The 24,113-nt window shown below is 62.3% G+C and carries 19 protein-coding genes and 1 pseudogene; 9 read left to right on the top strand and 11 right to left on the bottom strand.

Features of this window, described 5'->3' with window-relative positions; all coding sequences use genetic code 11:
- Positions 1 to 233: 233 nt before the first annotated feature.
- The 8 genes from ACHHRT_RS00585 to ACHHRT_RS00550 all read left to right on the top strand — a co-directional run bounded on the left by ACHHRT_RS00585 (position 234) and on the right by ACHHRT_RS00550 (position 11,406).
- On the top strand, positions 234 to 1,640 hold the full coding sequence (locus ACHHRT_RS00585) for a biotin carboxylase N-terminal domain-containing protein (RefSeq protein ID WP_395496718.1): 1,407 nt from the start codon (positions 234 to 236) through the stop codon (positions 1,638 to 1,640).
- 20 nt (positions 1,641 to 1,660) lie between these two features.
- On the top strand, positions 1,661 to 3,919 hold the full coding sequence (locus tag ACHHRT_RS00580) for an acetyl-CoA carboxylase carboxyl transferase subunit alpha/beta (protein ID WP_395496717.1): 2,259 nt from the start codon (positions 1,661 to 1,663) through the stop codon (positions 3,917 to 3,919).
- A gap of 9 nt (positions 3,920 to 3,928) precedes the next feature.
- Positions 3,929 to 4,585 (top strand): biotin/lipoyl attachment domain-containing protein, encoded by a 657-nt coding sequence (locus tag ACHHRT_RS00575; RefSeq protein ID WP_395496716.1) that lies wholly within the window; start codon positions 3,929 to 3,931, stop codon positions 4,583 to 4,585.
- Positions 4,576 to 5,475, top strand: coding sequence for a biotin--[acetyl-CoA-carboxylase] ligase (locus ACHHRT_RS00570; protein WP_395496715.1), 900 nt, complete (start codon positions 4,576 to 4,578; stop codon positions 5,473 to 5,475). Before ACHHRT_RS00575 ends, ACHHRT_RS00570 begins: the two co-directional genes overlap by 10 nt.
- Before the next feature lie 113 nt (positions 5,476 to 5,588).
- Positions 5,589 to 6,626, top strand: a complete 1,038-nt coding sequence (locus tag ACHHRT_RS00565) for an ABC transporter substrate-binding protein (protein WP_395496714.1) — start codon at positions 5,589 to 5,591, stop codon at positions 6,624 to 6,626.
- 15 nt (positions 6,627 to 6,641) lie between these two features.
- Positions 6,642 to 9,005, top strand: a complete 2,364-nt coding sequence (locus ACHHRT_RS00560) for a hybrid sensor histidine kinase/response regulator (protein ID WP_395496713.1) — start codon at positions 6,642 to 6,644, stop codon at positions 9,003 to 9,005.
- A gap of 78 nt (positions 9,006 to 9,083) precedes the next feature.
- Entirely contained in the window at positions 9,084 to 10,400 is a 1,317-nt protein-coding gene (locus tag ACHHRT_RS00555; protein ID WP_395496712.1) for an alpha/beta fold hydrolase, read from the top strand.
- A 7-nt stretch (positions 10,401 to 10,407) separates the two neighbouring features.
- The gene (locus ACHHRT_RS00550; protein WP_395496711.1) at positions 10,408 to 11,406 is read left to right on the top strand and encodes a glycosyltransferase family 2 protein; all 999 of its coding nucleotides are present in this window, start codon (positions 10,408 to 10,410) and stop codon (positions 11,404 to 11,406) included.
- 42 nt (positions 11,407 to 11,448) lie between these two features.
- Here the strand turns inward: ACHHRT_RS00550 and ACHHRT_RS00545 are convergent.
- Positions 11,449 to 12,558 (bottom strand): annotated as a pseudogene (locus ACHHRT_RS00545) (MFS transporter); the annotation flags it as partial.
- Between the two features lie 185 nt (positions 12,559 to 12,743).
- On the opposite strand from ACHHRT_RS00545, the gene fbp reads away from it, so the two are divergent.
- Positions 12,744 to 13,763, top strand: coding sequence for a class 1 fructose-bisphosphatase (gene fbp, locus ACHHRT_RS00540; protein ID WP_395496710.1), 1,020 nt, complete (start codon positions 12,744 to 12,746; stop codon positions 13,761 to 13,763).
- Here fbp and dusB read toward each other — a convergent pair.
- The 10 genes from dusB to ACHHRT_RS00490 all read right to left on the bottom strand — a co-directional run bounded on the left by dusB (position 13,760) and on the right by ACHHRT_RS00490 (position 24,113).
- Positions 13,760 to 14,731 (bottom strand): tRNA dihydrouridine synthase DusB, encoded by a 972-nt coding sequence (dusB, locus tag ACHHRT_RS00535; protein ID WP_395496709.1) that lies wholly within the window; start codon positions 14,729 to 14,731, stop codon positions 13,760 to 13,762. The genes fbp and dusB overlap by 4 nt on opposite strands.
- Positions 14,731 to 16,731 carry a transketolase gene (gene tkt, locus ACHHRT_RS00530; RefSeq protein ID WP_395496708.1) on the bottom strand — a complete coding sequence of 667 codons (2,001 nt, stop codon included), beginning with the start codon at positions 16,729 to 16,731 and terminating at the stop codon, positions 14,731 to 14,733. The genes dusB and tkt overlap by 1 nt, the downstream gene beginning before the upstream one ends.
- Before the next feature lie 46 nt (positions 16,732 to 16,777).
- Complete coding sequence (gene lptE / locus ACHHRT_RS00525) at positions 16,778 to 17,335, bottom strand: LPS assembly lipoprotein LptE (protein WP_395496707.1); 558 nt, start codon at positions 17,333 to 17,335, stop codon at positions 16,778 to 16,780.
- Positions 17,336 to 17,349: 14 nt separating this feature from the next.
- Positions 17,350 to 19,839, bottom strand: a complete 2,490-nt coding sequence (gene leuS, locus ACHHRT_RS00520) for a leucine--tRNA ligase (protein ID WP_395496706.1) — start codon at positions 19,837 to 19,839, stop codon at positions 17,350 to 17,352.
- Between the two features lie 111 nt (positions 19,840 to 19,950).
- Entirely contained in the window at positions 19,951 to 21,324 is a 1,374-nt protein-coding gene (dnaB, locus tag ACHHRT_RS00515; protein ID WP_395496705.1) for a replicative DNA helicase, read from the bottom strand.
- Between the two features lie 97 nt (positions 21,325 to 21,421).
- Positions 21,422 to 21,910 (bottom strand): 50S ribosomal protein L9, encoded by a 489-nt coding sequence (rplI, locus tag ACHHRT_RS00510; protein ID WP_395496704.1) that lies wholly within the window; start codon positions 21,908 to 21,910, stop codon positions 21,422 to 21,424.
- Positions 21,911 to 21,945: 35 nt separating this feature from the next.
- Positions 21,946 to 22,872: a DUF2232 domain-containing protein gene (locus ACHHRT_RS00505; protein WP_395496703.1), complete on the bottom strand. Its 927-nt coding sequence runs from the start codon at positions 22,870 to 22,872 to the stop codon at positions 21,946 to 21,948.
- Positions 22,873 to 22,893: 21 nt separating this feature from the next.
- Complete coding sequence (gene rpsR, locus ACHHRT_RS00500) at positions 22,894 to 23,133, bottom strand: 30S ribosomal protein S18 (protein WP_395496702.1); 240 nt, start codon at positions 23,131 to 23,133, stop codon at positions 22,894 to 22,896.
- A 77-nt stretch (positions 23,134 to 23,210) separates the two neighbouring features.
- The gene (gene rpsF / locus ACHHRT_RS00495; RefSeq protein ID WP_395496701.1) at positions 23,211 to 23,576 is read right to left on the bottom strand and encodes a 30S ribosomal protein S6; all 366 of its coding nucleotides are present in this window, start codon (positions 23,574 to 23,576) and stop codon (positions 23,211 to 23,213) included.
- 129 nt (positions 23,577 to 23,705) lie between these two features.
- Entirely contained in the window at positions 23,706 to 24,113 is a 408-nt protein-coding gene (locus tag ACHHRT_RS00490) for a MazG family protein (RefSeq protein WP_395496700.1), read from the bottom strand.

The following is a 24,113-nucleotide window of genomic DNA, read 5'->3' as shown; positions in this document are numbered from 1 at the left end:
GATAACGATCACACCGGATGCCGCCGCCTGGTCCGGAAAAGCGGATAAAAAAATTGACGGCGGGGCGACAACGAAGTATATGGAACCCCGATTTCAAACTTCCCTTTTGGGTCAGAATCGGGTAATAATGGGGAAATTCAAGGAAAAGTGGTCAAACAGGAGTCTTAATGGTTCCGTTTGCTCTTTTCCTTTTCTTTTGGCCGGAGTTTACCGGAGCGGAATAGAGGAGCACAGTGAAGGACAAAGTACTGATCGCCAATCGAGGTGAGATCGCGCTGCGGATCATGCGCGCCTGTCAGGACCTGGGGTTGGACTATGTGGTGGTTTACACCGCCGCCGATGAGCACTCCGAACATGTTCGGCTCAATCTCGACGGCAAGGGTAACAATCGTCGGGCCTGGCGGGTGGCCAGCTACACCGATCCCAACGATATTCTGGCGGTGGCCGACCACACCAAATGCACGGCCATCCATCCCGGTTATGGCTTTTTCTCCGAGGATTTCCGTTTTGCCCGGAGGGTGACGATTCGCGACCGACCCTTGAAATTCATCGGCCCCACCTGGGAGGTGATCAAGGAGTTGGGCGACAAGATCAACACCAAACGGGTGGCCAACCAGTTGGGGATTCCCACCATTCCCGGCACCGACGGCCCGATCTATAATGAGATCGACGCCGAGGAGATCGCCCGCCATCTCCTCGATGACCAGGCCGAGCGCAAGATCCATCGTCCCTCGATTCTGGTTAAGGCCGCGGCCGGCGGCGGCGGGATGGGAATCGAGGAGGTTCACGAGATCGAGCAGTTCCGCCGGGTCTATCGCCAGGTTCAGAACTACGCCAAACGGCAGTTTGGGGACCCCGGGGTGCTGATCGAACAGTGCCTGCGGGATTATAACCACCTGGAGGTGCAGCTGCTCTGCAGTCGCCATGGCGAGCGGGTCCATTTCGGAACCCGGAACTGCACGATCCAGAGTACCGGCCGCCAGAAGCGACTGGAGGCCGCCCCCGGTTTTGATCCCACCTGTTTCCCCTACGAGTTCGACGGCCCGGCGGTGCTCGAGCGGATTGTCGAGTACTCCCTGAAACTGGCCTCCCATGTCCGCTATGATAATGTCGGGACCTGGGAGTGGATCGTCAGCCGCGATGGCCGCCCCTACCTGCTGGAGGTTAACACCCGCATCCAGGTGGAGAACGATGTCTCGGCCCGGATCAGTTATATCAACGGCCAGCACCCCAATCTGCTGCGGGAACAGATTCGCCTGGCCCTGGGCGACAAGCTGGGCTACAACCAGAACGATATCCAGTTCCGGGGCACCAGTATCGAGCTGCGGATTGTGGCCGAGGATACCCAGCGGGGTTTTGCCCCCTGGATCGGCACCATCTCCCGTTTCAGCTACCCCCAGCACGAGTGGTCCGCGGTTTACACCCACGTTCCCACCGACCGTCCCTACGTGATCCCCAGTGACTACGATCCCAATCTGGCCCTGGCCCTGGTCTGGGGTGACTCCATGGCCGAAGCCAAAGAACGGGCTCGGCGTTTCCTCAATGAAATGGTCATCGAAGGTAGCAACGCGGCTGGTCTGCCGATTGTCACCAACCTGCAGTATCTGGCGGACAACATGGATCGCCTCTTGACCTTCTAAATTTGGATGGTTTGAACTAGATGGAACACTTACGCAAACGCCTGCTCAAGGTCGAGGAAAGAATTGTCTATCTCGGCCAGATCAAGGAAGGCCCCGACTGGGGCAACCTCCCGGCCCTGCAGGAAAGCCTGAAGGGAGTGCGGGATTCCTTTTACGACCTGAGCCAGGAAGCCCTGGCGGAGAAGATCGCTTCCCTCGAGGAGTCGGTCTCATTCCTGGAAGCCCGCTGCGAAGAGACCCTGAGCTCCATGGAGCGGGTCAGGATTGTCCGCAGTCCCCTCCGTTTTTCCCTCAAGGATCTCCTGGAGAACGTCTACGAGGAGTACACCGAACTCGGTGGCGAAGAGGATGCCAATATCGATCCGGCCCTGGTGGCGGCCCGGGCCAGCATCTGCCGGCGGATCAAGAACAAGACCATCATGCAGCAGGTGATGGTGATCGGCCACGAGAAGGGCCACGGCGAGGAGTACCGCAACGGCGGCAGTACCAAGCCCTGGGGCAACGAAAAGGCCCTGCGCTATATGCGGGTGGCGGAAACCGAAGGGATTCCCATCCATTTCTACATCTTCACCCCCGGCGCCTTTCCGGTGGAGGAGTATCCCGGCGCGGCCCAGCAGATTGCCCGCAACCTTTATGTGATGGCTAAACTGCGGGTGCCGATGATCGCCGTGACCTCGGAAGGCGGTTCCGGCGGGGCCGAGGCGGTGGGGATGGGCGACATGCGCCTGATGTTCTCCCACGGCTACTATTCGGTGATCTCGCCGGAGGGGGCCGCCGCCATCGAAGGTAAGGTCAGGGAGGGGGACAAGCTGCCCAAGGACCTGGTGGAAACCTGTGCCGACCGGTTGGCGATCACCGCCGCCGACAATCTGCGGCTGGGGACCATTGATCGTGTCATTCCCGAGCCGATTCTGGGGGCCAAGCGTGATGATTTCGCTTTTTTCCGCCGGGTTAAAGCGGAGATGATCCGGGCGACCGACGAGGTGGTGCTCAAGACCAAGAGCCTGCGCGCCTTTCGGGCCTACGAATTGAAACTGGAGAAGGGCGGCGAGGCCGGCCTGGATGATGAGCCGCGGATCGATGTCTCCTGGGAGCTGGCCGACGACGAGATCGAGCGGCTGCTGCAGCTCCGTTCCCGCAAGTATCGGGAGATGGCCCGGCAGGGCTACCAGGAGAAACTTTCCGGTTACGCCGCTTTTTACCGCCGGGCCGGTCAGAGCCTGGCCAAGCTCTATTACACCTTCCGCTACGACATCCTCAAGAGCCAGCACAAGCAGGTCAAGAAGGTGATCAAGGATGTCTCCGGTGAGAGTTCGGTGTTGATCAAGCAGGTCTCCGCCCCCTTTTCCGCCGCCTACGACTTCATCTCCCGCAAACCGGGAGGACGTCCGACCCGCAGCGGAACCCTGTGGGGGGGCGGCAGCGAGGAGCAGGTGGAGTACGGCGAGATCTACACCTCCTCGCTGGCCAACGAAGATCGCACCGTCACCTGCCCCAACGCCGAACGGCATGGTTGCAAGGATCTGTGGGTTCCCGACCTCTATGGTGAGTTTTGTGGGGTCTGTGAAACCTGTGGCCACCATTTTCCTCTTGAATATCAGTGGTATATGCGCCACCTCTTCGAGCCGGATTCCATTAGGGAGTTCAATGCCGATCTGGCCTCGATCAACCCCCTGGATTTCCCGGGGATCGACAAGAAGCTGGAGCTCGCTCGCAAGAAAACCGACCGCCCCTGCGCGATGATCACCTTCGATGCCCGGGTGATGGGGATCGACATCGTGGTGGCCATGCTCTACAGCAATTTCCGTAACGGGACGGTGGGAGCGGCGGAGGGGGAGAAGTTTGTCCGGGCCTGCGAGGTCGCCAAGATCAAGCGCCGACCCCTGCTTGCCTACGTCCATACCACCGGCGGGATTCGCATCCACGAGGGGACTCTGGGGGTGATCCAGATGCCTAAATGTACCATGGCGGTCCGGGAGTATATCGGTTCCGGCGGCCTCTATCTGGTGGTTTACGACAACAACTCCTATGCCGGGCCGGTGGCCAGCTTCCTGGGCTGTTCCCCCTATCAGTTCGCCATCCGCTCCAGTCGGATCGGGTTTGCCGGGCCCCGGGTGATCCGGGAAACCACCGGCGAGGATGTGCCGCCCTATTACCACAGCGCCCGCAGCGCCTTGAAACGCGGTCATATCCAGGGAATCTGGGATCGTCGCGAATTTCGCCGCAACCTGCATAAATCGCTGATGACCATGGGCGGCGGTAATCTCTACTACAGATAACGGACTAGTATGGCCATGCTGGAACAGGATATTGATTTCGACGCTATTTTAAGCCGTTACCGGGCTGATCCCTTCGACTATATGGCGGTGCATACCTCCCATACCGGGCGGTTGCGTTTCAAGGTGGCCAAGGGTGACCAGGTCGAGGGGGTGACCGGCAAGTTTCGCCACATCCCCGGGACCCTGCTCTACGAACTGGAAAGGGAGCGTAATCCCAAGCGTTTCACCTCCAGGACCAACGGGCAGGTGGATATGATTCGTGCCGATCTGGAGGGCAATTTCGTCGAGGCCGGCGAGCAGATCATGACCATCAAGCACCCCCTGACCAAGCGGGAGATCATCGAGTATATCCTCCGCCAGGTGCTGACCCCCTACAAGGCCCCGGAAAAGGCCAAATATTTCTTCTCCATGGATCTCCAGGCCAGGGTGGACAAGTACGGCCTGCGGGCGGTATCGATCAAGCCCGGGGATGAGGTGCTGACCATGTCCCTGATGAAGCGCGATACCCCGGTCTACTACGATGGCGAGCCGGGAATCATCCATTCGGTCTATTTCAAGCCGGGGGTCAGCGTGGAGCAGGGCGAGCCCCTCTTCGGAGTCTGCCCCAAGGATCGCCTCTCCCTGATTGAGCGGATCATCACCCGCGTTAAGGCCGAATGGGATTAAGCGGACTGGCCGAGGAGCTGGCCCATCGGCGACGGCGGTTCCCGGCCGCAATGGCGGATGAGGTGCTGGCCCGGGGAGCGATGGTGGGCAGTCAGGTGGAGGTTTTCGCCCACCAGCGCCGCTGCATGGATTACGCGAGGGAGCTGATCCGGGAATATGAGGCCGCTGATCGAGCCTTTCCCAGCGGTCTGGTCTTTATCGCCCGGGAGCTCAGCGGCGGTCGGGGCCGTTTTGCCCGCTCCTGGCATGCCCCCCCCGGCGGACTTTGGTTGACCCTGGTTCTGGTCAACACCCTGCTGCCCCAGCATGGTCGCTTCTACCCCCTGGCCACCGGAGTGGCCTGTGCCGAAACCGTGCGCTCCTTTGGGGTAGAGGCCCGGATCAAGTGGGTTAACGATATTCTGGTGGGACCGGCCAAACTGGCCGGGATCCTGATTGAAACCGACCGGGGGCTACTGGGTCGCGAAGAGTACGTCCTGATCGGCATCGGCATCAACGTCAACAACGATCTTTTCCCCGCCGAGCTCAATGGCCTGGCCCTCTCCATGAAAGAGGTCCTGGGGGGTGAGCTGGATCTGCAGCTGGTGGCCGCCCGTTTGCTGGCCAAGCTGCGCTGGAATATCGGTCTGCTCCACTATGTGGAGGCCCGCCAGTTGGCGGAGGAGGGCGACAGCGGCGAACCGCCCCCTTCCCACCCCCTGCTTGCGGCCTGGCGTGGGCTGAGCGACACCATCGGCCGCCGGGTTCTCTTCGGCTTCGATATCCAGCAGTCCCCCCAGTACGAGGCGGTGGTGGAGGAGATCGACCCGGGCGGTGGGCTGGTGCTGCGGCTGGCCGCCGACGGGCGCCGGGTTACCGAATATGCCGGCGAGATCCTCTATCTGTCCTGAAGTGAGAATATAATTGACACCCATCAGGTGATGAGTTAACACTACTACTTTGTAGTGGATATTGGGCATTTTTTTCTGCCGCCGCCAGCCACCAATTCCACCGGGACGTGACCATGGGAAAGTGCCGGATCTGGCCATCTTTTTTCTTTGTGCTGTTGCTGCTCCTTTCACCCTTATCCCTGGCCGGTGCCGCCCCTGAGGAGGCCGTTTCCGGGGAGTCCGCACACCCCTTGCGGGTGGTCTTTATCCGTTACCCCATCGAACCCGGTCACTTCGCTTCGGTTGTTAACCGGTTCAAGGCGGGAATGACCGCCCGGGGTTATCGGGAAGGGTATGAAATCGAATATCTCGATATTCTGACCCGGAGCAGTGACCTCAGCGCGGTGCCCGATGTGGTGGCCGCGGTGAATCGTTATCTTGATTCGGCCGATCTTTTCGTCACCTGCGGCTGGGTCTCCCTTCATGCCCGGGAGATTCTGCGGGATACCGGGGTGCCGCAACTGTTCGTGCCGGTACTGCACTCGGTGGCCCTGGAGATGCTGCCGTCGGTTACCGCCCCCCCGGAGACCAATCTTTCCGGTCTTTATCTGATGTATCACCCGGAAAAGATCCTCCGTTTGACCCGCCTGCTGCTGCCGGCCAGCCGTAATTACGCTTATATCTACGATTCGCGGATTCCCGCCGACCTGGTTTACAAAAAGGCCTATCAACAGATATCCCCGGCGGAACATCATGGTTTAAATCTTGTTTATCTTGACCTGGCGGCGGGGGTAGAGCCGGTGATCGCCGCCCTGCGAGAGCAGGAGATCGATGCCTTCGGCGGCATCGTCGGGGTGTTCCAGCATCGGCTGGAGCTGGCCGTCAGCGGGATCCCGGTGATCACCTCCTACACCCTCGATATTGATCGGGAAACCCTGGGCCGGTACATGGCTGAGGACAATATCGTGGCCGGGCTGTTCAACCCCTTCGAGTATGGCGGGGCCCAAGCCGCCGAGATGGCGGCGGATATTTTCGACGGCATCACCTCCATCGGTGAAATCCAGCCCCGCCGGTCCATGCAGTTGGCCTTTATCAACCTGAAAAACGCCGAGCGTCTCCAGCTCGCCATCCCTTTTGCCGCCTTGGAGGCGGTGGATTTTGTCCTCCGCTGAGAGGGGGAGAGAGGAGTGTTGAAACCGCCAATGACCCACCAGCCCCCCCGCATCCGCTCCATCCGCACCCTGTTCCTGCTGGGTATGACGGGCTTAATCCTGATTCTCTCCCTGCCTCTGCTCTACTCGGGCAACCGGCTGCTGGACAACATTATCTGCCAGTTGGGCTCCGATCTGCTGCTGGAAAAGCTCCAGGCCCTGGTTGACCCCGTTGACCGCCGCTACGAAACCCTGCAGCGGGTGGGGTTGGAGGACAGCCAGGTTCACCTGGAGGAGATCAGAACGACCGCCCTCCAGGAGTTCTCCCGCTTCAGCTACATGAAGAGCGGCATGGTCATGGTGATCGGGGAGGATGGCGGTTCGGTGCTGACCCGGGAATTTGCCGTGCAGAAAGATCACGACTTTGCCGAGCTGTTTGCTCAGTTGCAGGGCCGGCGGCAGCCGGAGGTCTATCGCTTCAGCGTCGACGGGGAAAAACGGATGGCGGCCATGATGTTTTATGAACCCTGGCAGAACTACCTGGGTATCTGCGTGAGCGAGGCCGAGCTTTTCGCCCCCCGTCACACCTTTCTGCGGCTCAATCTGCTGGTGCTGGCGGTGGTGCTGCTGATCGCGGTCCTGCTGACCCTGGCGATCCGCCAGCTCTTGGTCCTGCCCCTGATCCGGCTTACCGATTATGCCACCCGGGTGGAGGCGGGTGAGGAGGTAGTCCCGCCCACCGGCACCTACCTGCTGGAGTTGTCCCGGCTCCGGGAGAATATTGCCGCCATGGTCGCTTCCCTGCACCGCAATGTCGAGGAGGCAGCGGCGCAGGTCGAGGTGATCCGCAAGCGGGAGGCTGAACTGAACCGGGCGTTTGAGGAGTTGCAGGCCAGTGAGGAGCGCCTGGCCATCACCCTGCAGAGTATCGGGGATGGGGTGATCACCACCGACCGGCGGGGTCGGGTGATGCTGCTCAACGGGGTGGCCAGCCAGCTCACCGGCTGGAGCCAGGTGGAGGCCGTCGGCCGCCCCTTGACGGAAGTGTTTAATATCATCAACGAACGCAGTGGCCGCGTCTGTGAAAATCCGGCGGAGAAGGTGCTGGCCAGCGGTCAAATTGTGGCCCTGGAGAACCATACCCTGCTGATCGACAAGAATGGCACCCGGCGGCCCATTGCCGACAGTGGCGCTCCCATCCGCGACCGCAGCGGCGCCGTTATCGGGGTGGTGCTGGTTTTTCGGGATATGACCGAGCAGCGTCGGGTTGAGCGGGAGTTGCTGAAGATAAAAAAGCTGGAGTCGGTGGGGATGCTTGCGGCCGGAATTGCCCATGATTTTAACAATCTGCTCACCGCGATCATGATCAACATCGAGCTGGCCGGTTCGGCCCGGCGGGAGGACGGGGAGCAGGCCGGCCTGCTGGCCGAGGCCAAAAAGGCCGGTTTAAGGGCCCAGGGGTTGACCAAGCAGTTGCTGACCTTTGCCCGGGGAGGGGCGCCGGTCCGCCAGGTCGCATCTCTGGGGGCGGTGATCCGGGATTCCACCGATTTTGTCCTGCGGGGCAGTGGGGTGAGCTGTGACTATCAGATTCCCGCTGACCTGTGGCCGGCCGAAATCGACCAGGGGCAGATCAGCCAGGTGATCCAGAATATCGTGATCAATGCCAGCCAGGCCATGGGGGGCAAGGGTCGGCTGGTGATCGCCGCCCGCAACGTGGGGGAAGGGGATGATCGCCCGGGGGGGCAACAGGTTAACTTGGTCGCCATCTCAATCAGTGACAGCGGCCCCGGGATCTCCGTCCCCGAGCTGGAGCGCATTTTTGACCCCTACTACACCACCAAGGCGGAGGGCAGCGGTTTGGGGCTGGCCATTTGCCACTCCATTGTCGCCAAGCATGACGGGCGGATCGAAGTGGTCTCCCGGCCCGAGGTGGGGACCACCTTTACCATCTTCTTGCCGGCCAGCGGCGAGCAGGCGGCTCCGGCCCAGAGCGGTCCGCAAGGGCCGGAGGCCTCGGTCAAGGCCAGGGTTCTGGTGATGGACGACGACAAGATGGTGCTGGGCGTGGCCCGGCGGGCCCTGGAGCACCTGGGGCATCAGGTTCATACCGTTACCGACGGCGCCCAGGCCGTCACCGCTTTTGAGCAGGCCATCGCGGCGGGAACGCCCTTTGATCTGGTGATCATGGATCTGACCGTGCCCGGCGGCATGGGCGGCCAGGAGGCGGTGGGTAAACTGCGGGCCATCGATCCCACCGTGAAGGTGGTGGTGGCCAGCGGCTACGCCCATGAGGGGGTGCTGGCCAACTACCGGGATCATGGTTTCGACGGTCGCTTGAGCAAACCCTTTCTGCTGGCTGAACTCGAAGGGCTGCTCCGGCAACTGCTGCGCGACTGATTGGCCACCACCCGCGATTCAACCTCCCAATTCGGCCCTTGAGAGCCCAGGATGCGCTTATTAAAATTGCAAATATTGTTGTTCTTGCTCTGCTGCTGGCCGTTGGCGGTGGGAGCTCACCCCCCCCCGGTCCGGGAGCATCTGGTGGATGAGCCGATTTTTGGTGGCCAGGCCTTTCTCCTGGAGGCGGGTCGGGGCAACTCCCCAACTCTGTTGCTGGTGCACGGCCTGGGTGATCAAGCCTCCTCCACCTGGGCCGGACTCATTGAGGAGCTGGCCGTCGATTACCATGTGCTGGCGGTGGATCTGCCCGGGTTTGGCCGTTCCGACAAGCTCAATCGCCTTTACTCGCCCAAGGAGTATGCCGCCTATCTGCGTTGGCTGGTTGATCGTTTCAGCACCGAACCGGTGGTGCTGGTGGGGCATTCGCTGGGTGGGGGGGTGGCCCTGCGTTTTGCCGCCGATTACCCTCGCCAGGTGCAACGGCTGGTGCTGATCGATGTGGCCGGTATTCTCCATCGGAAAATAATAACCCGGGACATGCTCGATCCCAATCTGCGGGGACGTTTGCCCCAGCTGCCCACCCGGCCGCTGGAGCGGATTGACGAGTGGGTGGGGAACCTGATCACCAGCCTGCCCCAGTTGCCCATGGATGTGGAGCAGATCCTGGCCAGCGAAACCCTGCGCGCCCGGGTTCTGGCCGGCGACCCGGGGCGGATCGCCGGATTGGCCCTGGTCCAGGAGGATTTCAGCCGGACCCTGCGAACGGTGCAGGCCCCCACCTTCATCATTTGGGGGGGGGAGGATCAGGTCACCCCTCTGCGCACCGGCCTGCTGTTGGAAGTCCTGCTGCCCCAGGCCAGCCTGCTGGTGATTCCCGGCGCCGGTCATGTCCCGATGGTCCAGCAGCCCAAGCTGTTCCGGGCGGCCCTGAACAAGGCTCTGGTTGAGAGCCCCCCGCCCAGGGTTCCCCCCCTTGAACCCACCGGCCGGATTGGAATCTGCCAGAATGAGCAGGGCCTGACCTTCAGCGGTCGTTATGATCGGCTGGAGATTGTCGACTGCAGCGAGATCCGGCTGGTGGATCTCCATGCCAACGGGGTGACCATCCGGGGATCGCGGGTCACCATTGAGCAGGGGGTGATCCGGGGCGAGGGGACCGTTTTGCGGATTGTCGATTCGGTGGTGGTGGCCAGCGGCCTGCGGGTCGAGGGGGATACGGCCCTGGCGGTGACCGCCAGCCGCCTCGATCTGGCCGGAGTCGAACTGATCGGTCGGGAAACCGCCGTGCAGGCCGATGAGACCTCCTCCCTGCTTTTTTCCGTCAGCCAGCTCACCAGCAGCCGGGGTCGTAAATTGATCCATGGAAATTTTGTCGTCCCCAAACCGGATTGATCTGGCCATGGTGGAACCGGTCTCCGTTATTATCCCCACCCATAACCGGGCCGATTGGCTTAAGCGAGCCATCGCATCGGTGGTGGAGCAGGATTATCGCCCCCTGGAACTGCTGGTGGTGGACGACGGCTCCAGCGATCATACCCGGCAGGTGGTGCGCGACTGGGCGGGGGAGTTGACCCTCTCCGCCGCCCCGGCCCTGGAGTTGCGCTATCTTTTTCAGGAAAACCGGGGCCCGTCGGCGGCCCGTAATCTGGGGGTTCGCCAGGCCTCCCACAACCTGCTGGCCTTCCTTGACTGCGATGACCGTTTTCTGCCGGGCAAGCTGGCCATCCAGGCGGCGGCCATGGCCGCCAATTCCCGCCTGCCGCTCTCCCATACCGAAGAGGTCTGGCGGCGGCGGGGCGAGCATCTCAACCCCAAAAAACGCCATCGCAAGGAGGGGGGTGATCTCTTCGCCCGCAGTCTGGAGCTGTGCGTGATCGGAATGTCCACCGTGATGTTGCGGCGCCGCTTGCTGGAGGAGGTGGGCGGGTTTGACGAGGAACTGCCCTGCTGCGAGGATTACGAACTTTGGCTACGGGTAACGGCCCGCTTCCCGGTGCTGTTTGTCGACCTGCCCTTGACCGAGAAACATGGTGGCCGCAGCGACCAGCTTTCGGTGCGTTATCGCCTGGGCATGGATCGGTTTCGGATCAAGGCCCTGCGAAAACTGCTGGCCGAGGCCAAGCTTACCGCCGCTCAGGTCGAGCTGGCCCGCCGGGAACTGGTTCGTAAATCTCTGATCTATGGTCGGGGTTGCCTGAAACATGGCCGCCCCGGGGAGGGTGAACACTATTTGGCCCTGGCGGCCGCCGCCTCAGCGGGCCTTGCTGGCCCGGAGACGCAATTTGGCGTAGATGGTCCAGAGGGTGCCGGGCAGCAGGAAGAGCAGGGCCAGCACGGCGGTGACCGTGCGCGGGTCGGCGCCCCGGTCCAGGGCCGCCCCGGTGAAATAGGTCGATAAACTCAGGATCAGGGTGAGCAGAGCCATCTCGGCGGCGAAGATCCGGCCCCGGAACTGGTCCTCCACCTTTTTCTGCAGCAGGGTGGTGCTGAATACCCACTGTACCGACCCGCCCAGATGGCCCAGCATCACGAAGAGGGCCGCCCAGGCCAGGGTGGGGGATTGGCTGAAGCCGAGATAGCAGGCACAGGCCAGAAAAAAGGCCAGGCCGATGGAACGGTACATCTGCTGGTCGCTCTCCCCCAGCAGTCGCCAGGCCAGGATCGGGCCGATGGCCGCCCCCACCCCGCGCATGCTGTAGAGGATGCCGCTGCCGCCTCCGCCCTGGCCCCCCACCTGGAAAACCTGCTCGCCGAAGATCGCCAGCATCACCATGATCCCCCCCGAGAGGGCCCAGCCGCTCTTGACCAGCAGCAGGGCGGCCACGTGCCGGTGCCCGGCCAGGTAGCTGAAGCCGGCCACCAGATCATTAAGCCCGGTGTATTCCCGCCATCCCGTCTTGCCCTCCCGCTGGCGGGAGGTATGGGGCAGAATAACCGTGTTGAGCAGCAGGGCGGAAAGGGCGAAGGTGAGGGCATCGAGCACAATGGCGGTCTGCCAGCCCCAGGCGGCGGTGACCAGGCCGCCCAGGGCCGCCCCCACCGCCAGCATGATCGACCAGGTGGCCCCGGAAAGGGCGTTGGCCAGGTGCAGCTCCTCGGGGCGGCAGATATTGGGCACCGAGGCCCGCCGGGCCGGATCGTAAAAGCTCCACATCGCCTCCTGGATCAGGGCCAGCACGAAAACCAGCCAGATCAGCGAGGAGTCGCGGATCAGCAGAAAGGCCAGCACCACGAAGATCCGGCCCAGATCGCAGGCGATCATGATCCTCTTGCGGGAGAAACGGTCGGCGATGACCCCGGCCGCCGGGGCCAGAATGGCGGTGGGCATGAACTTGGCGATCAGGAACCAGCTTACCGCCACCCCGGAGCCGGCCAACTCGTTGAGCAGGACAAAGACGGCGATATAGTTGAACCAGTTGCCCAACTGACTGATCACCCCGGCCAGCCAGAACCGCAGATAGTTGCGGTTGCCGGCAAAGAGGATCACGTATGAGCGCCACTCCCCGGCGGGCAGGTGGGCCCTGGGAGCGGTTGGGGGGTGCGGTTCCATGGCAGACATCGGGCCAAAATGAGTTTTTTCGCCGGGGCTGTCAAGCGCAAAGGGGGGCAAAAGGCCGCTTTAAAGCGGAATTTGTTTGACCGCCTTCCCCATCTTGCTTAAGTTGATCCGGCAAGCGGGACCCGCCAGCGGCCAGACCTTCAAGATGACAGCTTTGGGATCAGGGAGAGACAAGCATGACCAGACCTTTGGGAATAACGGTAAGTCGTCATATCATGGACAGCCAGCGCCTCCATCCCGAGGCCACCGGTGATCTCACCGGCCTGCTCAACGAACTGATCGTGGCGGCCAAGACCATCTCGGCCGAGGTCAACATGGCCGGCCTGGCCGATATTCTGGGGATGAGCGGCAAGACCAATATTCAGGGCGAGCATGTTCAGAAACTGGATGATTTTGCCAACAACACCATCAAACGACGGATGGCTCGCTGCGGCTATATCTGCGCCATGACCTCCGAGGAGGAGGCCGATATCATTCCGGTGGTGGAGGGCTACGAGGGTAAATACACCCTGGCCTTTGATCCCTTGGACGGTTCCAGCAATATCGATGTCAATGTCAGCATCGGCACCATCTTCTCCATCCATCGCCGGCTCTCCCCCGACGGCGGACCCGGGGATGAGTCGGACCTGCTCCAGCCCGCCGGTCGGCAGGTGGCGGCCGGCTACATCATCTACGGCTCCAGTACCATGCTGGTTTTCACCACCGGCGAAGGGGTCCAGGGCTTTACCCTGGATCCCAGCGTGGGCGAGTTTTTCCTCTCCCATCCCGACATCCGGATTCCCGAGAAGAGCAAGTATCTCAGTGTCAATGAGGGCAACTATCGGTACTGGCAGGAGCCGGTGCGCCGCTATATCGAATACCTCAAGGAGGAGGACAGGGCCACCGGCCGCCCATACAGCGCCCGCTATATCGGTTCGATGGTCGCCGATTTCCACCGCAACCTGATCGCCGGCGGCGTTTTTCTCTATCCCAGCGACAGCAAGGACCCCACCAAACCCTACGGCAAGCTGCGTCTCCTTTATGAGGCCGCTCCCATGGCCTTTCTGGTGGAGCAGGCCGGCGGGCGGGCCATCACCGATGACGGCCTGGAGATCAGCGAGATCCAGCCCGATGGCCTTCACCAGCGGGTTCCCCTGGTGGTCGGCAGCCGTCGTGATGTGGATCTCTACCAGGAGTTTATCCGCGGCCAGCGCTAAAGCGCCCCAGCTTTTCCTTGCTGTTCCCCGGCAAGTAAACCGCGCAAAAAGTTTTCCAGTTGGTCGGTGTCACCGAGGTCGTAAATCTGTTTGCGCAGGAGGGCGCCGTTGGGCAGGGCCCTGAAATAGCGGCCCAACTGATTCCTGGCGTGGATCGGGTTGCAGCGGGGGTGGAACTCCCGGAGCAAAAGGAGATGGCGCAGGGCGGCGCGGAGGCGGGGAGCCAGGGGCGGGTGTTCGGGGCAATCCGGGGTGAAAACCCAGGGGGAACCCAAGGCCCCCCGGCCGATCATCGCCCCGTCGCAACCGGTTTCAGCCATCATCGCCAGGGCTTCGCCATGGCTTACGATATCGCCGTTGCCGATCACCGGAATATCCACCGCCGCTTTCACCGCCGCGATCACCCGGCGATCGGCCCGGCCGGTGAAGCCGTCGCTCCAGGTGCGACCATGGATGGTGATGGCGGCTGCCCCGCAGTCGGCCAGCATTTTGGCGAACTCCGGGGCGGTGATCGCCTGGTGGTTCCAGCCCGAGCGGATCTTGACGGTTACCGGCAGCCTGGTGGCCGCCACCACCGCCCGGGTCAGGTTGGCGGCCAGTCGGGGCTCCTTCATCAAGGCCGAGCCCGCCCCCCGTTTGACCACCTTGCGCACCGGGCAGCCCATATTGATATCGAGGCCGTCGATGGGCAGTTCGCTCAGGATGGCCGCCGCCTCGGCCATGATCTCCGGTTCGGAGCCGAAGAGCTGCATAATCACCGGCCGTTCCGCCGCCACCGTCGCCGCCAGATCCAGGGTCCGGGACTGGCGGCGCACCACCCCGTGGCAACTGATCATCTCCGACCAGCAGATTCCGGCCCCATACTCCCGGCAAAGCAGGCGAAAGGCCAGGTCGGAGTACCCGGCCAGGGGAGCGGCCACCAGGGGGCTGGAGGCCGTTATTCCCCCAATTCGTAGAACAGCAGCCACTACTTGCCGGTTAATTCGGCGGCAGCCGCCAGCACCTTTTCCACCGTGAAGCCGAAGAGCGGGAAAAGCTGCTCGGCCGGGGCCGATTCCCCGAAACGATCCAGACCGATCACCTTGCCCCGGCGGCCGACATACTTGTACCAGCCGTCGCTGCGACCGGCTTCGATGGCGATCCGGGCCGCCACCCCGTCGGGAAGCACGCTTTGGCGATAGCTCTCATCCTGGGCCTCGAACAGCTCCAGGCAGGGCAGGGAGACCACCCGGATCTGCCTGCCGGCTTCGGCCAGTTTGGTGGCGGCGGCAACGGCCAGCTCCACCTCCGAGCCGGTGGCGAGCAGGATCAGTTCGGGAGTGCCCTGGCAATCCCGCAGAATATAACCGCCCCGGCTTACCGTGGCGCTCTGTGCCGGAGTACGGGGCTGGTGGGGCAGGTTCTGCCGGGAAAGGAGCAGGGCGCTGGGGCCATCCTCCCGTTCAAGGGCCGTTTTCCAGGCCACCGCGGTTTCCCCGGCGTCGCAGGGTCGCCAGACCTGGAGGTTGGGGATCAGCCGCAGAGAGGCGGCATGTTCCACCGGCTGGTGGGTGGGACCGTCCTCACCCAGGCCGATGGAGTCGTGGGTCAGCACGAAGATGGCCCGCTGCTTCATCAGCGCGGCCATGCGAATGGCGTTGCGGGCATAATCGGCAAAGACCAGGAAGGTGGCGGTGTAGGGGATAAAGCCGCCATGGAGGGCCAGGCCGTTGCCGATGGCCATCATGGCGAACTCCCGCACCCCGAAATAGATGTAGTTGCCGTCGTGGTGCTGTTTGATATCGCGGCTGCCGGACCAGATGGTGAGGTTGGAGCCGGCCAGATCGGCGGAGCCGCCGATCAGCTCCGGCAGCAGCGGGCCGTAGCCTTCCAGGGCCAACTGGGAAGCCTTGCGGCTGGCCACTTTGGCCGCTTTCTCCTCGCTGGCGGCCACGAAGGCCGCCGCCTGTTGGGCCCAGTCGGCGGGTAAGCGGCCACTGAGCCGGCGCTGGAGTTCCGTCGCTTCCCGGGGGAAAGCCTTGGTGTAGGCGGCCATCTTCTCCTGCCAGGACCCTTCGGCCTCCGCTCCCCGGGCCCGGGCGTTCCAGGCGGCGGCGATCTCCTCGGGGATCACAAAGGCGGGATGGGGCCAATCCATCTCGGCCCGGGTCAGCTTGATCTCCTCTTCACCCAGCGGGGCGCCGTGACAGGTCTCTTTCCCCTGCTTGTTGGGGGAGCAGCAGCCGATGATGGTTTTGCAGCAGATCAGGGTGGGCCGCTGCTGCTCTTCACGGGCCTCGGTGATGGCCGCCTTGATCGCCTCGGGATCGTGGCCGTCCACTCCGGCGATCACCTGCCAGCCGTAGGAGCGGAAGCGCTGGGGGATATCCTCGGAGAACCAGCCCGCGACCTCACCGTCGATGGAGATCCCGTTGTCGTCGTAGAGGGCGATCAACTTATTGAGGCCCAAGGTGCCGGCCAGGGAGCAGGCCTCATGCGAGATCCCCTCCATCATGCAGCCATCGCCCAGAAAGGTGTAAGTGTAGTGGTCGATGATCCGGTGACCGGGCCGGTTGAACTGGGCGGCCAGAGTCCGTTCGGCGATGGCCATGCCCACCGCGTTGGCGATCCCCTGGCCCAGGGGGCCGGAGGTGGTTTCCACCCCGGGGGTGTAGCCGTGTTCGGGATGCCCCGGGGTTTTGGAGTGGAGCTGGCGGAAGTTCTTGATATCTTCGATACTCAGATCGTAACCGGTCAGATGCAGCACCGAGTAGAGCAGCATCGAGCCGTGGCCGTTGGAGAAGACGAAACGGTCCCGGTCGGGCCAGCTGGGATTGGCCGGGTTGTGTTTGAGAAAATCGTTCCACAGAACTTCGGCGATGTCGGCCATCCCCATGGGGGCGCCGGGGTGGCCGGAGTTGGCTTTCTGGATGGCGTCCATGCTCAGGGCGCGGATGGCGTTGGCAAGTTGTTTACGGGGTATGGTCATCTCTTCCTCCGATGGGCTTTACTGATGGAAATATCAAGTGTCTGGGTTAGCGATATCTGTGTACGGCGGTCAAGCTGCGCAACACCCGCAGGTATACCTGTTCGGCCAGGCTGTCAACCAGCAGGCGCAGAGCCTCGCGCTGGTTGGCGTCGGTCTGGCTGACGCTGGCGTCCAGGTTGTAGGTTTCCTCCAGGCGCAGGCTGGGATTTTGCCAGATTATCCGGCCGCTTTCCCTTTCGGTCAGACTGACGGAACTGGTCAGCACCGCATTGAGGGCGCGGGCGGTGGTGGTGATGTCGTAGGAGAAGCCGGGATAGCGGATGGAACTGATCCGACCGGTCAGAATATATTCCGCTTCCTCTTGATCGGCCACCAGGACGATGCGGCCCGACTGCAGCAACCAGTCGCTCACCGCCCCGTGGGCTCGGCTTTCCAGCCCCAGCTCGTTGGTGGCATTTTGCCACATGGGGGCGTAAAGTCGGGTGGGAGGCAGGTCGCGCTGTTCCGGCAGCACGTTGGGGTTGTAGTAGCCGCAGGAAGCCAGCAACAGCCAGCCTGCCGCCAGCACAGCCAGAATTATAGTCGGTCCGGTTTGAGGTTTCATCTCTTGGGGGATGGTTAGATTACGATATTGACCAGCTTGTCCGGCACGACAATGACTTTACGGATCGGGGCCTCACCGATGAACCCCTTGACCTTGTCGTCGGCCAGGGCCAGTTGCCGCAGCTCATCCTCGGCGGTGCCCGGCGCCACCTGCAGGCGGCCGCGGACCTTGCCTTTGACCTGGATCACCACCGTGATCTCTTCATCCTTGGCGGCTTCCGGATCGTACTCCGGCCAGGGGATGGCATCCAGCTCCCGGTCGTGGCCGGTGACCTCCCACAGTTCGGCGGTCAGGTGGGGGACCATGGGGAAGAGCAGGGTGAGGATCGCTTCCACCGCCCGGCGCACCAGGGGCGGCTGCGGAGTTTCCTTGCTTTCGGGGGCGGTGAGGGCGAAGAGGGTGTTGGTCAGCTCCATCACCGCACTGATGGCGGTGTTGAAGTGAAAATCGCTCTCCAGGTCGCGGCCGACCTTGCGGATGGTCTGGTGGGTTTTGCGGTGCAGGGCCCGGTCGGTCTCACTTAGCGTGGCCGGCAGAGCGTCGTCGGCCCGGCGCAGCAGCTCCAGATGATCGCCGACAAAGCGCTGAATTCGGCTCAGGAAGCGAAAGGCGCCCTCCACCCCCTGGTCGTTCCACTCCAGGTCCCGTTCAGGGGGGGCGGCAAAGAGGCTGAAGAGCCGCACGGTATCGGCCCCGAACCTGGCGATCAGCTCGCTGGGATCGACCACGTTGCCCTTGGATTTGCTCATCTTGCTGCCATCCTTGATCACCATCCCCTGGGTGAGGAGGTTGGTGAAGGGTTCGTCGATTCCCAGGTAGCCGAGATCGCGCAATACCCGGGTGAAGAAGCGGGAGTAGAGCAGATGGAGGATGGCATGCTCCACCCCGCCGATGTACTGATCCACCGGCAGCCAGTAGTCGACCTGGTCGCGGCCCAGCGGGCCGTCATGGAAATCGGGGCAGGCGTAGCGGGCGAAATACCAGGAGGATTCCATGAAGGTGTCGAAGGTGTCGGTTTCCCGCCGGGCCGGGCCGCCGCAGGCCGGGCAAGTAGTCCGGATAAAACTTTCCAGGGTATGCAGGGGCGACTTGCCGGATTTATCGATCTTGACATCGGTGGGCAGTTCCACCGGCAGGTCGGCCTCCGGTACCGGCTGGATTCCGCATTTTTGGCAATGGATTACCGGAATTGGGGTGCCCCAGTAGCGCTGGCGGGAGATCCCCCAGTCGCGGAGACGATAGGTGGTCCTGGCCCGACCGAATCCCTGCTCCTCGGCCCGCCGGGTTATCGCCGCTTTGGCCTCCTCCCAGTCCAGGCCGGTGAACTCGCCGGAGTCGCTAAGATTTCCGGGGCCCTCGTGGGCCTGGGTCATGGTCTCGGCGGTCAGTTCTGCCCCCTCGGGCAGGACCACCGGGACGATGGGCAGCCGGTAAAGTGTGGCGAATTCGAAGTCGCGCTGATCGTGGGCCGGAACCGCCATCACCGCCCCGGTGCCATATTCCATCAGCACGAAGTTGGCGGCGTAGATCGGCAGCCGGGTGCCGGTGAAGGGATTGAGACAGTAGCCGCCGGTGAAGACCCCCTCCTTCTCGGGTTCTTCACCGGGTTTGAGGCGGCGGCGGGCGGCGACGGTCCGCTTCACGAAGTCGGCCACCGCCGCTTCCTGTTCAGTGCCCCGGCTCAACTGGGTCACCAGGGGATGCTCCGGAGCCAGGGACATGAAGGTGGCGCCGAAGATGGTGTCCGGCCGGGTGGTGAAGATGGTCAGCTTGTCGGCCCGGCCCTCCACCGGAAATTCGATCTCCGCCCCGAGGCTTTTGCCGATCCAGTTGCGCTGCATGGTCAGCACCTTTTCCGGCCAGCCCGGCAGCTGGTCGCAACCGGCCAGCAGCTCTTCGGCGTAGGCGGTGATCTTGAGGAACCAGCCCTGCATCTCACGGGGGGTGACCAGGGTGTCGCAGCGCCAGCAGGTGCCGTTGATCACCTGCTCATTGGCCAGTACCGTCTGGCAGGGCTCACACCAGTTGACGGTGGTTTTTTTGCGGTAGGCCAGCCCTTTTTCATACATCTTGAGGAAGAAGAGCTGTTCCCAGCGGTAGTAGTCGGTCTTGCAGGTGGCCAGTTCCCGGTCCCAGTCGTAGCTCAGGCCCAGGCGCTGGAGTTGGCCCCGCATGTAGTCGATATTCTCAAAGGTCCACTTGGCGGGGTGGGTATCGTTTTTGATGGCGGCGTTTTCCGCCGGCAGGCCGAAGGCGTCCCAGCCCATGGGATGGATGACGTTGTCTCCCCTCATCCGCCGATAGCGGGCGACCACGTCGCCGATGGTATAGTTGCGGACATGCCCCATGTGGATCCGCCCGGAGGGGTAGGGGAACATCTCCAGGACATAATATTTCTGGCGGTTGGGGTCGACCGTGACTTTCCAGGTTTTGGCGGTCAGCCAGCGGGTGCGCCATTTCTCCTCGATGGCCGCGAAATCATAACGGGACAGGTTGTTGCTCATGATCGGTAAAGGTCCGGAAAATTTTATTTGATGGCAGCTGCCGGTGAGTCCTGCTCTTTTACCTGACTGCCGCCTAAAAAACAACCGCCTCGATCAAAATTGGGCGGGGAATCAGGCCGCGGGGGAATAATCCTGGCGGGCCAGATTTTCGAAGGTGGTGAAGTGGTCGAGGAAGGCCAGCTCCACCGTGCCGGTGGGGCCGTTGCGCTGTTTCCCGATGATCAGTTCGGCGATTCCCCGTTTGGGATTGTCCTCGGCCTTGTTGTAAACCTCGTCGCGATAGATAAAGCAGATCACGTCGGCATCCTGCTCGATGGCGCCCGACTCGCGCAGGTCGGAGAGCTGGGGCCGTTTGTTGGGCCGGCTTTCCAGGCTTCGGTTGAGCTGGGAAAGGGCCATGACCGGAACGCTCAGCTCCTTGGCCATCGCTTTAAGTGAGCGGGAGATCTCGCTGATCTCCTGTTCCCGGGACTGGACGTTGCTGCGGCCCCGCATCAACTGGAGGTAATCCACCACCAGCATGCCGATATTGTGTTCGGTCTTGAGCCGGCGGGCTTTGGCCCGCATCTCCAGGACGGTGATGGCGGGGGTGTCGTCGATGTAGATGGGGGCGTCGAGCAGCATGTTGTAGGCCCGGGTCAGTTTGGGCCAATCCTGCTCCTTGAGAAAACCGGTCCGCAGACGCTGGGAATCGACCCGGCTCACCGAGCAGAGCATCCGCAGCCCCAACTGCTCCTTGGACATCTCCAGGCTGAATACCCCCACCGGGGTTTTGTGCATCAGGGCCACGTGCTGAACGATGTTCATGGCCAGGGCTGTTTTGCCCATACTGGGGCGGGCGGCCAGAATGATCAGGTCGGCGGGTTGCAGCCCGGCGGTCATCCGGTCGAGTTCGTGGTAGTCGGTGGGAACCCCGGTGATATGTTCCTTGCGCTCGTAAAGCGATTCAACATGCTTGAAGGTGGCGTTGATCACCGTCTTCATCGGCCAGTAGGACTGACCACTTTTGGCTCGGGAGATCTCGAAGACGGTCTGCTCAACCTCATCGAGCAGGCCGTCGATATCGTCCTGTTCCTCGTAGCAGCGGCCGGCGATCTCGGTGCTGGTCTGGATCAGGCGGCGGAGAATCGCCTTGTCCCGCACGATGCGGGCGTAATGGGCGATATTGGCGGCCACCGGCACCAGGTCGGTGAGGGAGGCCAGATAGCCCGGACCGCCCACGCCGTCGAGCTTACGGGTGTCCTGGAGCAGACTGGTGATGGTGATCAGGTCCAGGGGCTCGCTCTTCTCGAAGAGAGCCACCATGGCGGTGTAGATGGCGCGGTGGGCTTCCCGGTAGAAGTCATCGGGGCTGAGGATCTCCACCGCTCGGGCCATGGCGCCGGGTTGCAGCAGGATGGAGCCCAGAACGCACTGCTCGGCCTCGACATTCTGGGGCGGCAGGCGATGGATGGTGGGGCCGGCGGAACCGGATCTGTTTTCCATGGGTTCCTGGTGGGGGGCTCCTGGCAAAGCTGTTAAGAGCTAGTAGTCCTCCGGTTTCCGCGGGCCGGCTAGGGCCCCGCGGAAACCGGAGGAAAGATCAGGCGGCGGTCTGGTTGTCGGCGGGGGCGCTGGCGGCATCTTCCTCCTGAGCCACAACTTCCACCTTGACTTCAGCGGTTACCTGGTAGCCGGCCTTGTAAATCACGGTGTGGCTGCCCAGCGTCTTGATCGGTTCATCCAGCAGCAGCTTCTTCTTGTCTACCTCCACCCCTTGGGCGGCCAGGCCGGCTACGATATCGGCACTGGTCACCGAACCGTAGAGCTTGTTGTCTTCGCCGGTGCGCTGAGCGATGGTTACGGTGACGGCAGCGATGCTGGCGGCCAGCTTTTCCGCCTGGCCGCGCTGTTCGGCCCGGCGAGCGTCGATGGCGGCCTGCTGCTTGGTCAGCACGGCGAGATTACTCTTGGTGGCCAGCAGCGCCTTGCCCTGGGGTAACAGGTAATTACGGCCGTAGCCGGGCTTCACCCTTACGACATCGCCCACTTCACCCAGGGTATCGATGGTTTCCTTGAGGATCAGTTCCATGGTTCAATTCTCCGTTTTGTTCAAATTATCAGCAGTTATGCTGATGGATATTTTAATTGCAGGCGCCGGCGCAGATTGAGCCGGACTTCGGCCATCCCCAGCAGGGCCAGTAACATCATCCCGTAGCCCTGGAGCAGGACCAGGGCGTAACAGACGCCCCGTAGCAGCGGCGGCAGGTTCCAATAAGCCATCAGATAGCTCATTACCCCCAGGCCCTGCATGAAATAGAGGATGCCCATGAGCAGCACCCCATTCAGGCCAATGGTGGCCAAGGGCTCGATCCGGAGCAACAGAAAGAGCAGGGCCAAGGCCGCCACCGCCACGAAATGGTCGGGCATTCGCCAGAGGCGAAGATCGGGCCAGGGGCTTAACTCTTTTCGCCGCAGCAGCCAGTGGCTGGTGAGCAGGTTGAGCCAGATCAGGCCGATCAGCGAAATCGCAAAAAGGGCCGGCCAGACCCGGTTGACGAAATCACGCAGCCCTTCAAGGGCGGCGGCCAACTCCGGCTCCCCTAGTCCCCCGGCGGTCAGAGCGTGGTCAATACTTTCATGCACCATCTGCAGGGGGCTGGGCGCTCCGCTCATCCCGGCGTAGGCCCCCAGCAAAAGCCAGAGCACGACCAGGTAGGCCAACCCCTTCAGTCCGGTCCAGGTCGCGGAATCGCGGCGCTGGATGGCGTGGGCCAGAATATAACCCAGGGGAACCATGGTCAGACCGAAAAGATAGAGCAACAACTCCCCGCTGAGCAGGGCGACCAGGCCGGCCAGGAGCAGGGCCTTCACTACGGCGCCGTTGCCCTGCCGGCCGCCCAGGATCACCAGGTGATAGGCCACGGCCAGGGGAACCAGGGCGTGCAGCCAGGATAGTCCCGGCCCCCAAAGCGGCAGCAGCAAGGGGGCCGCAATCAGCAGCGGCGCCTTGAGCCGTTCCGGTGAGAATGACGCCCCGCCCCCATGGTTCAACAAGTTGAAATCCCGAAAGCTCTATAGATAAGGATTGCCGGAGTAAGGCAGCAGCGCGATCTGTCGGGCCCGCTTGATCGCTTCGCACAACTGACGCTGATGCTTGGCGCAGTTGCCATAGATCCGCCGGGGAATGATCTTGCCCCGTTCGGTGAGAAAACTGCGCAGGGTCTTAACATCCTTATAATCAATGACAATGCTCTTGTCGGCACAGAAACGGCAGACCTTGCGGCGGCCGAAGAATTTATTGCGTTTCATCATGGTGTGTTCCTCAGATCATCAAAGAGTTGGTGCCGGCGGTGGGGTTGTCAATCGTAGTCGTCTTTCCCCAGGCCCTTTTACTCGTTATCGTCGTTGTCGTCGTTATCGCCGGAAGTAGCCTCATCTTCATCGGTCAGGGAGAAGGGCTCCCCGGTGCCGGTGAGTTTGACCGTGAGGTACTTGAGGATTCGATCGTCGATCCGCAGCAGACGCTCCATCTCCTTGACCCCTTCGGGGGTGGCGGCAAAGCGGGCCAGGATGTAAACCCCCTGGGTCTCCTTCTTGATCGGGTAGGCGAGCTTCTTGAGGCCCCAGCGGTCAATGCCGGCGATCTCGCCCCCATGGTCGGTGATCACCGCCGAATATTTTTCGGTGATGGCGGTGAGTTCGGTCTCGGCGGCATCGCCGGGACGGATGATGATGACACTCTCATAGTTACGCACGGTTTCCTCCTTACGGGCATGCGGCCCCCCCGAATCCTGGCGAGAGAGCAAAGAGGTGAAAAGATCGCGGCGGGACAAATAGCCGCCGCACGGAAAAAGGAGACCTTTACCATGCCTGCGGCCCTGCTGTCAAGAGCCCAATGTCCGGCTTTTTTTCTCATCGGCCTTGATCGCCAGCCACTGGCGGCGCAAGTCAGCTTCCGACTCGACCTTGGCGTCGCCGAAGACGTGGGGGTGGCGGCGGATCATTTTGCTTTTGATGCCGTCAATTACCTCATCCAGGGTGAAGGATCCCTCCTCGCTGTACAGCTGGCAGAGAAAAAGTACCTGGAACAGCAGGTCGCCCAGCTCCTCGCGAATGTGCTCGCGGTTGTCTCCCTCCAGGGCCTCCAGCAACTCATGGGTTTCCTCAAGTAAATATCCCTTAAAAGTTTCCGGAGTCTGTTTACGATCCCAGGGGCAGCCGTCGGGGGCCCGGAGGCGGGCGACAATTTCGATCAGCTGCTTGAAGGAGTCGACTGAATTCTGGGGGGTCAT

Origin of the sequence: Desulfurivibrio modestus (genome assembly GCF_044068625.1) — a bacterium.
GTDB lineage: Bacteria > Desulfobacterota > Desulfobulbia > Desulfobulbales > Desulfurivibrionaceae > Desulfurivibrio.
This window is presented reverse-complemented; position numbering and strand designations above follow the sequence as displayed.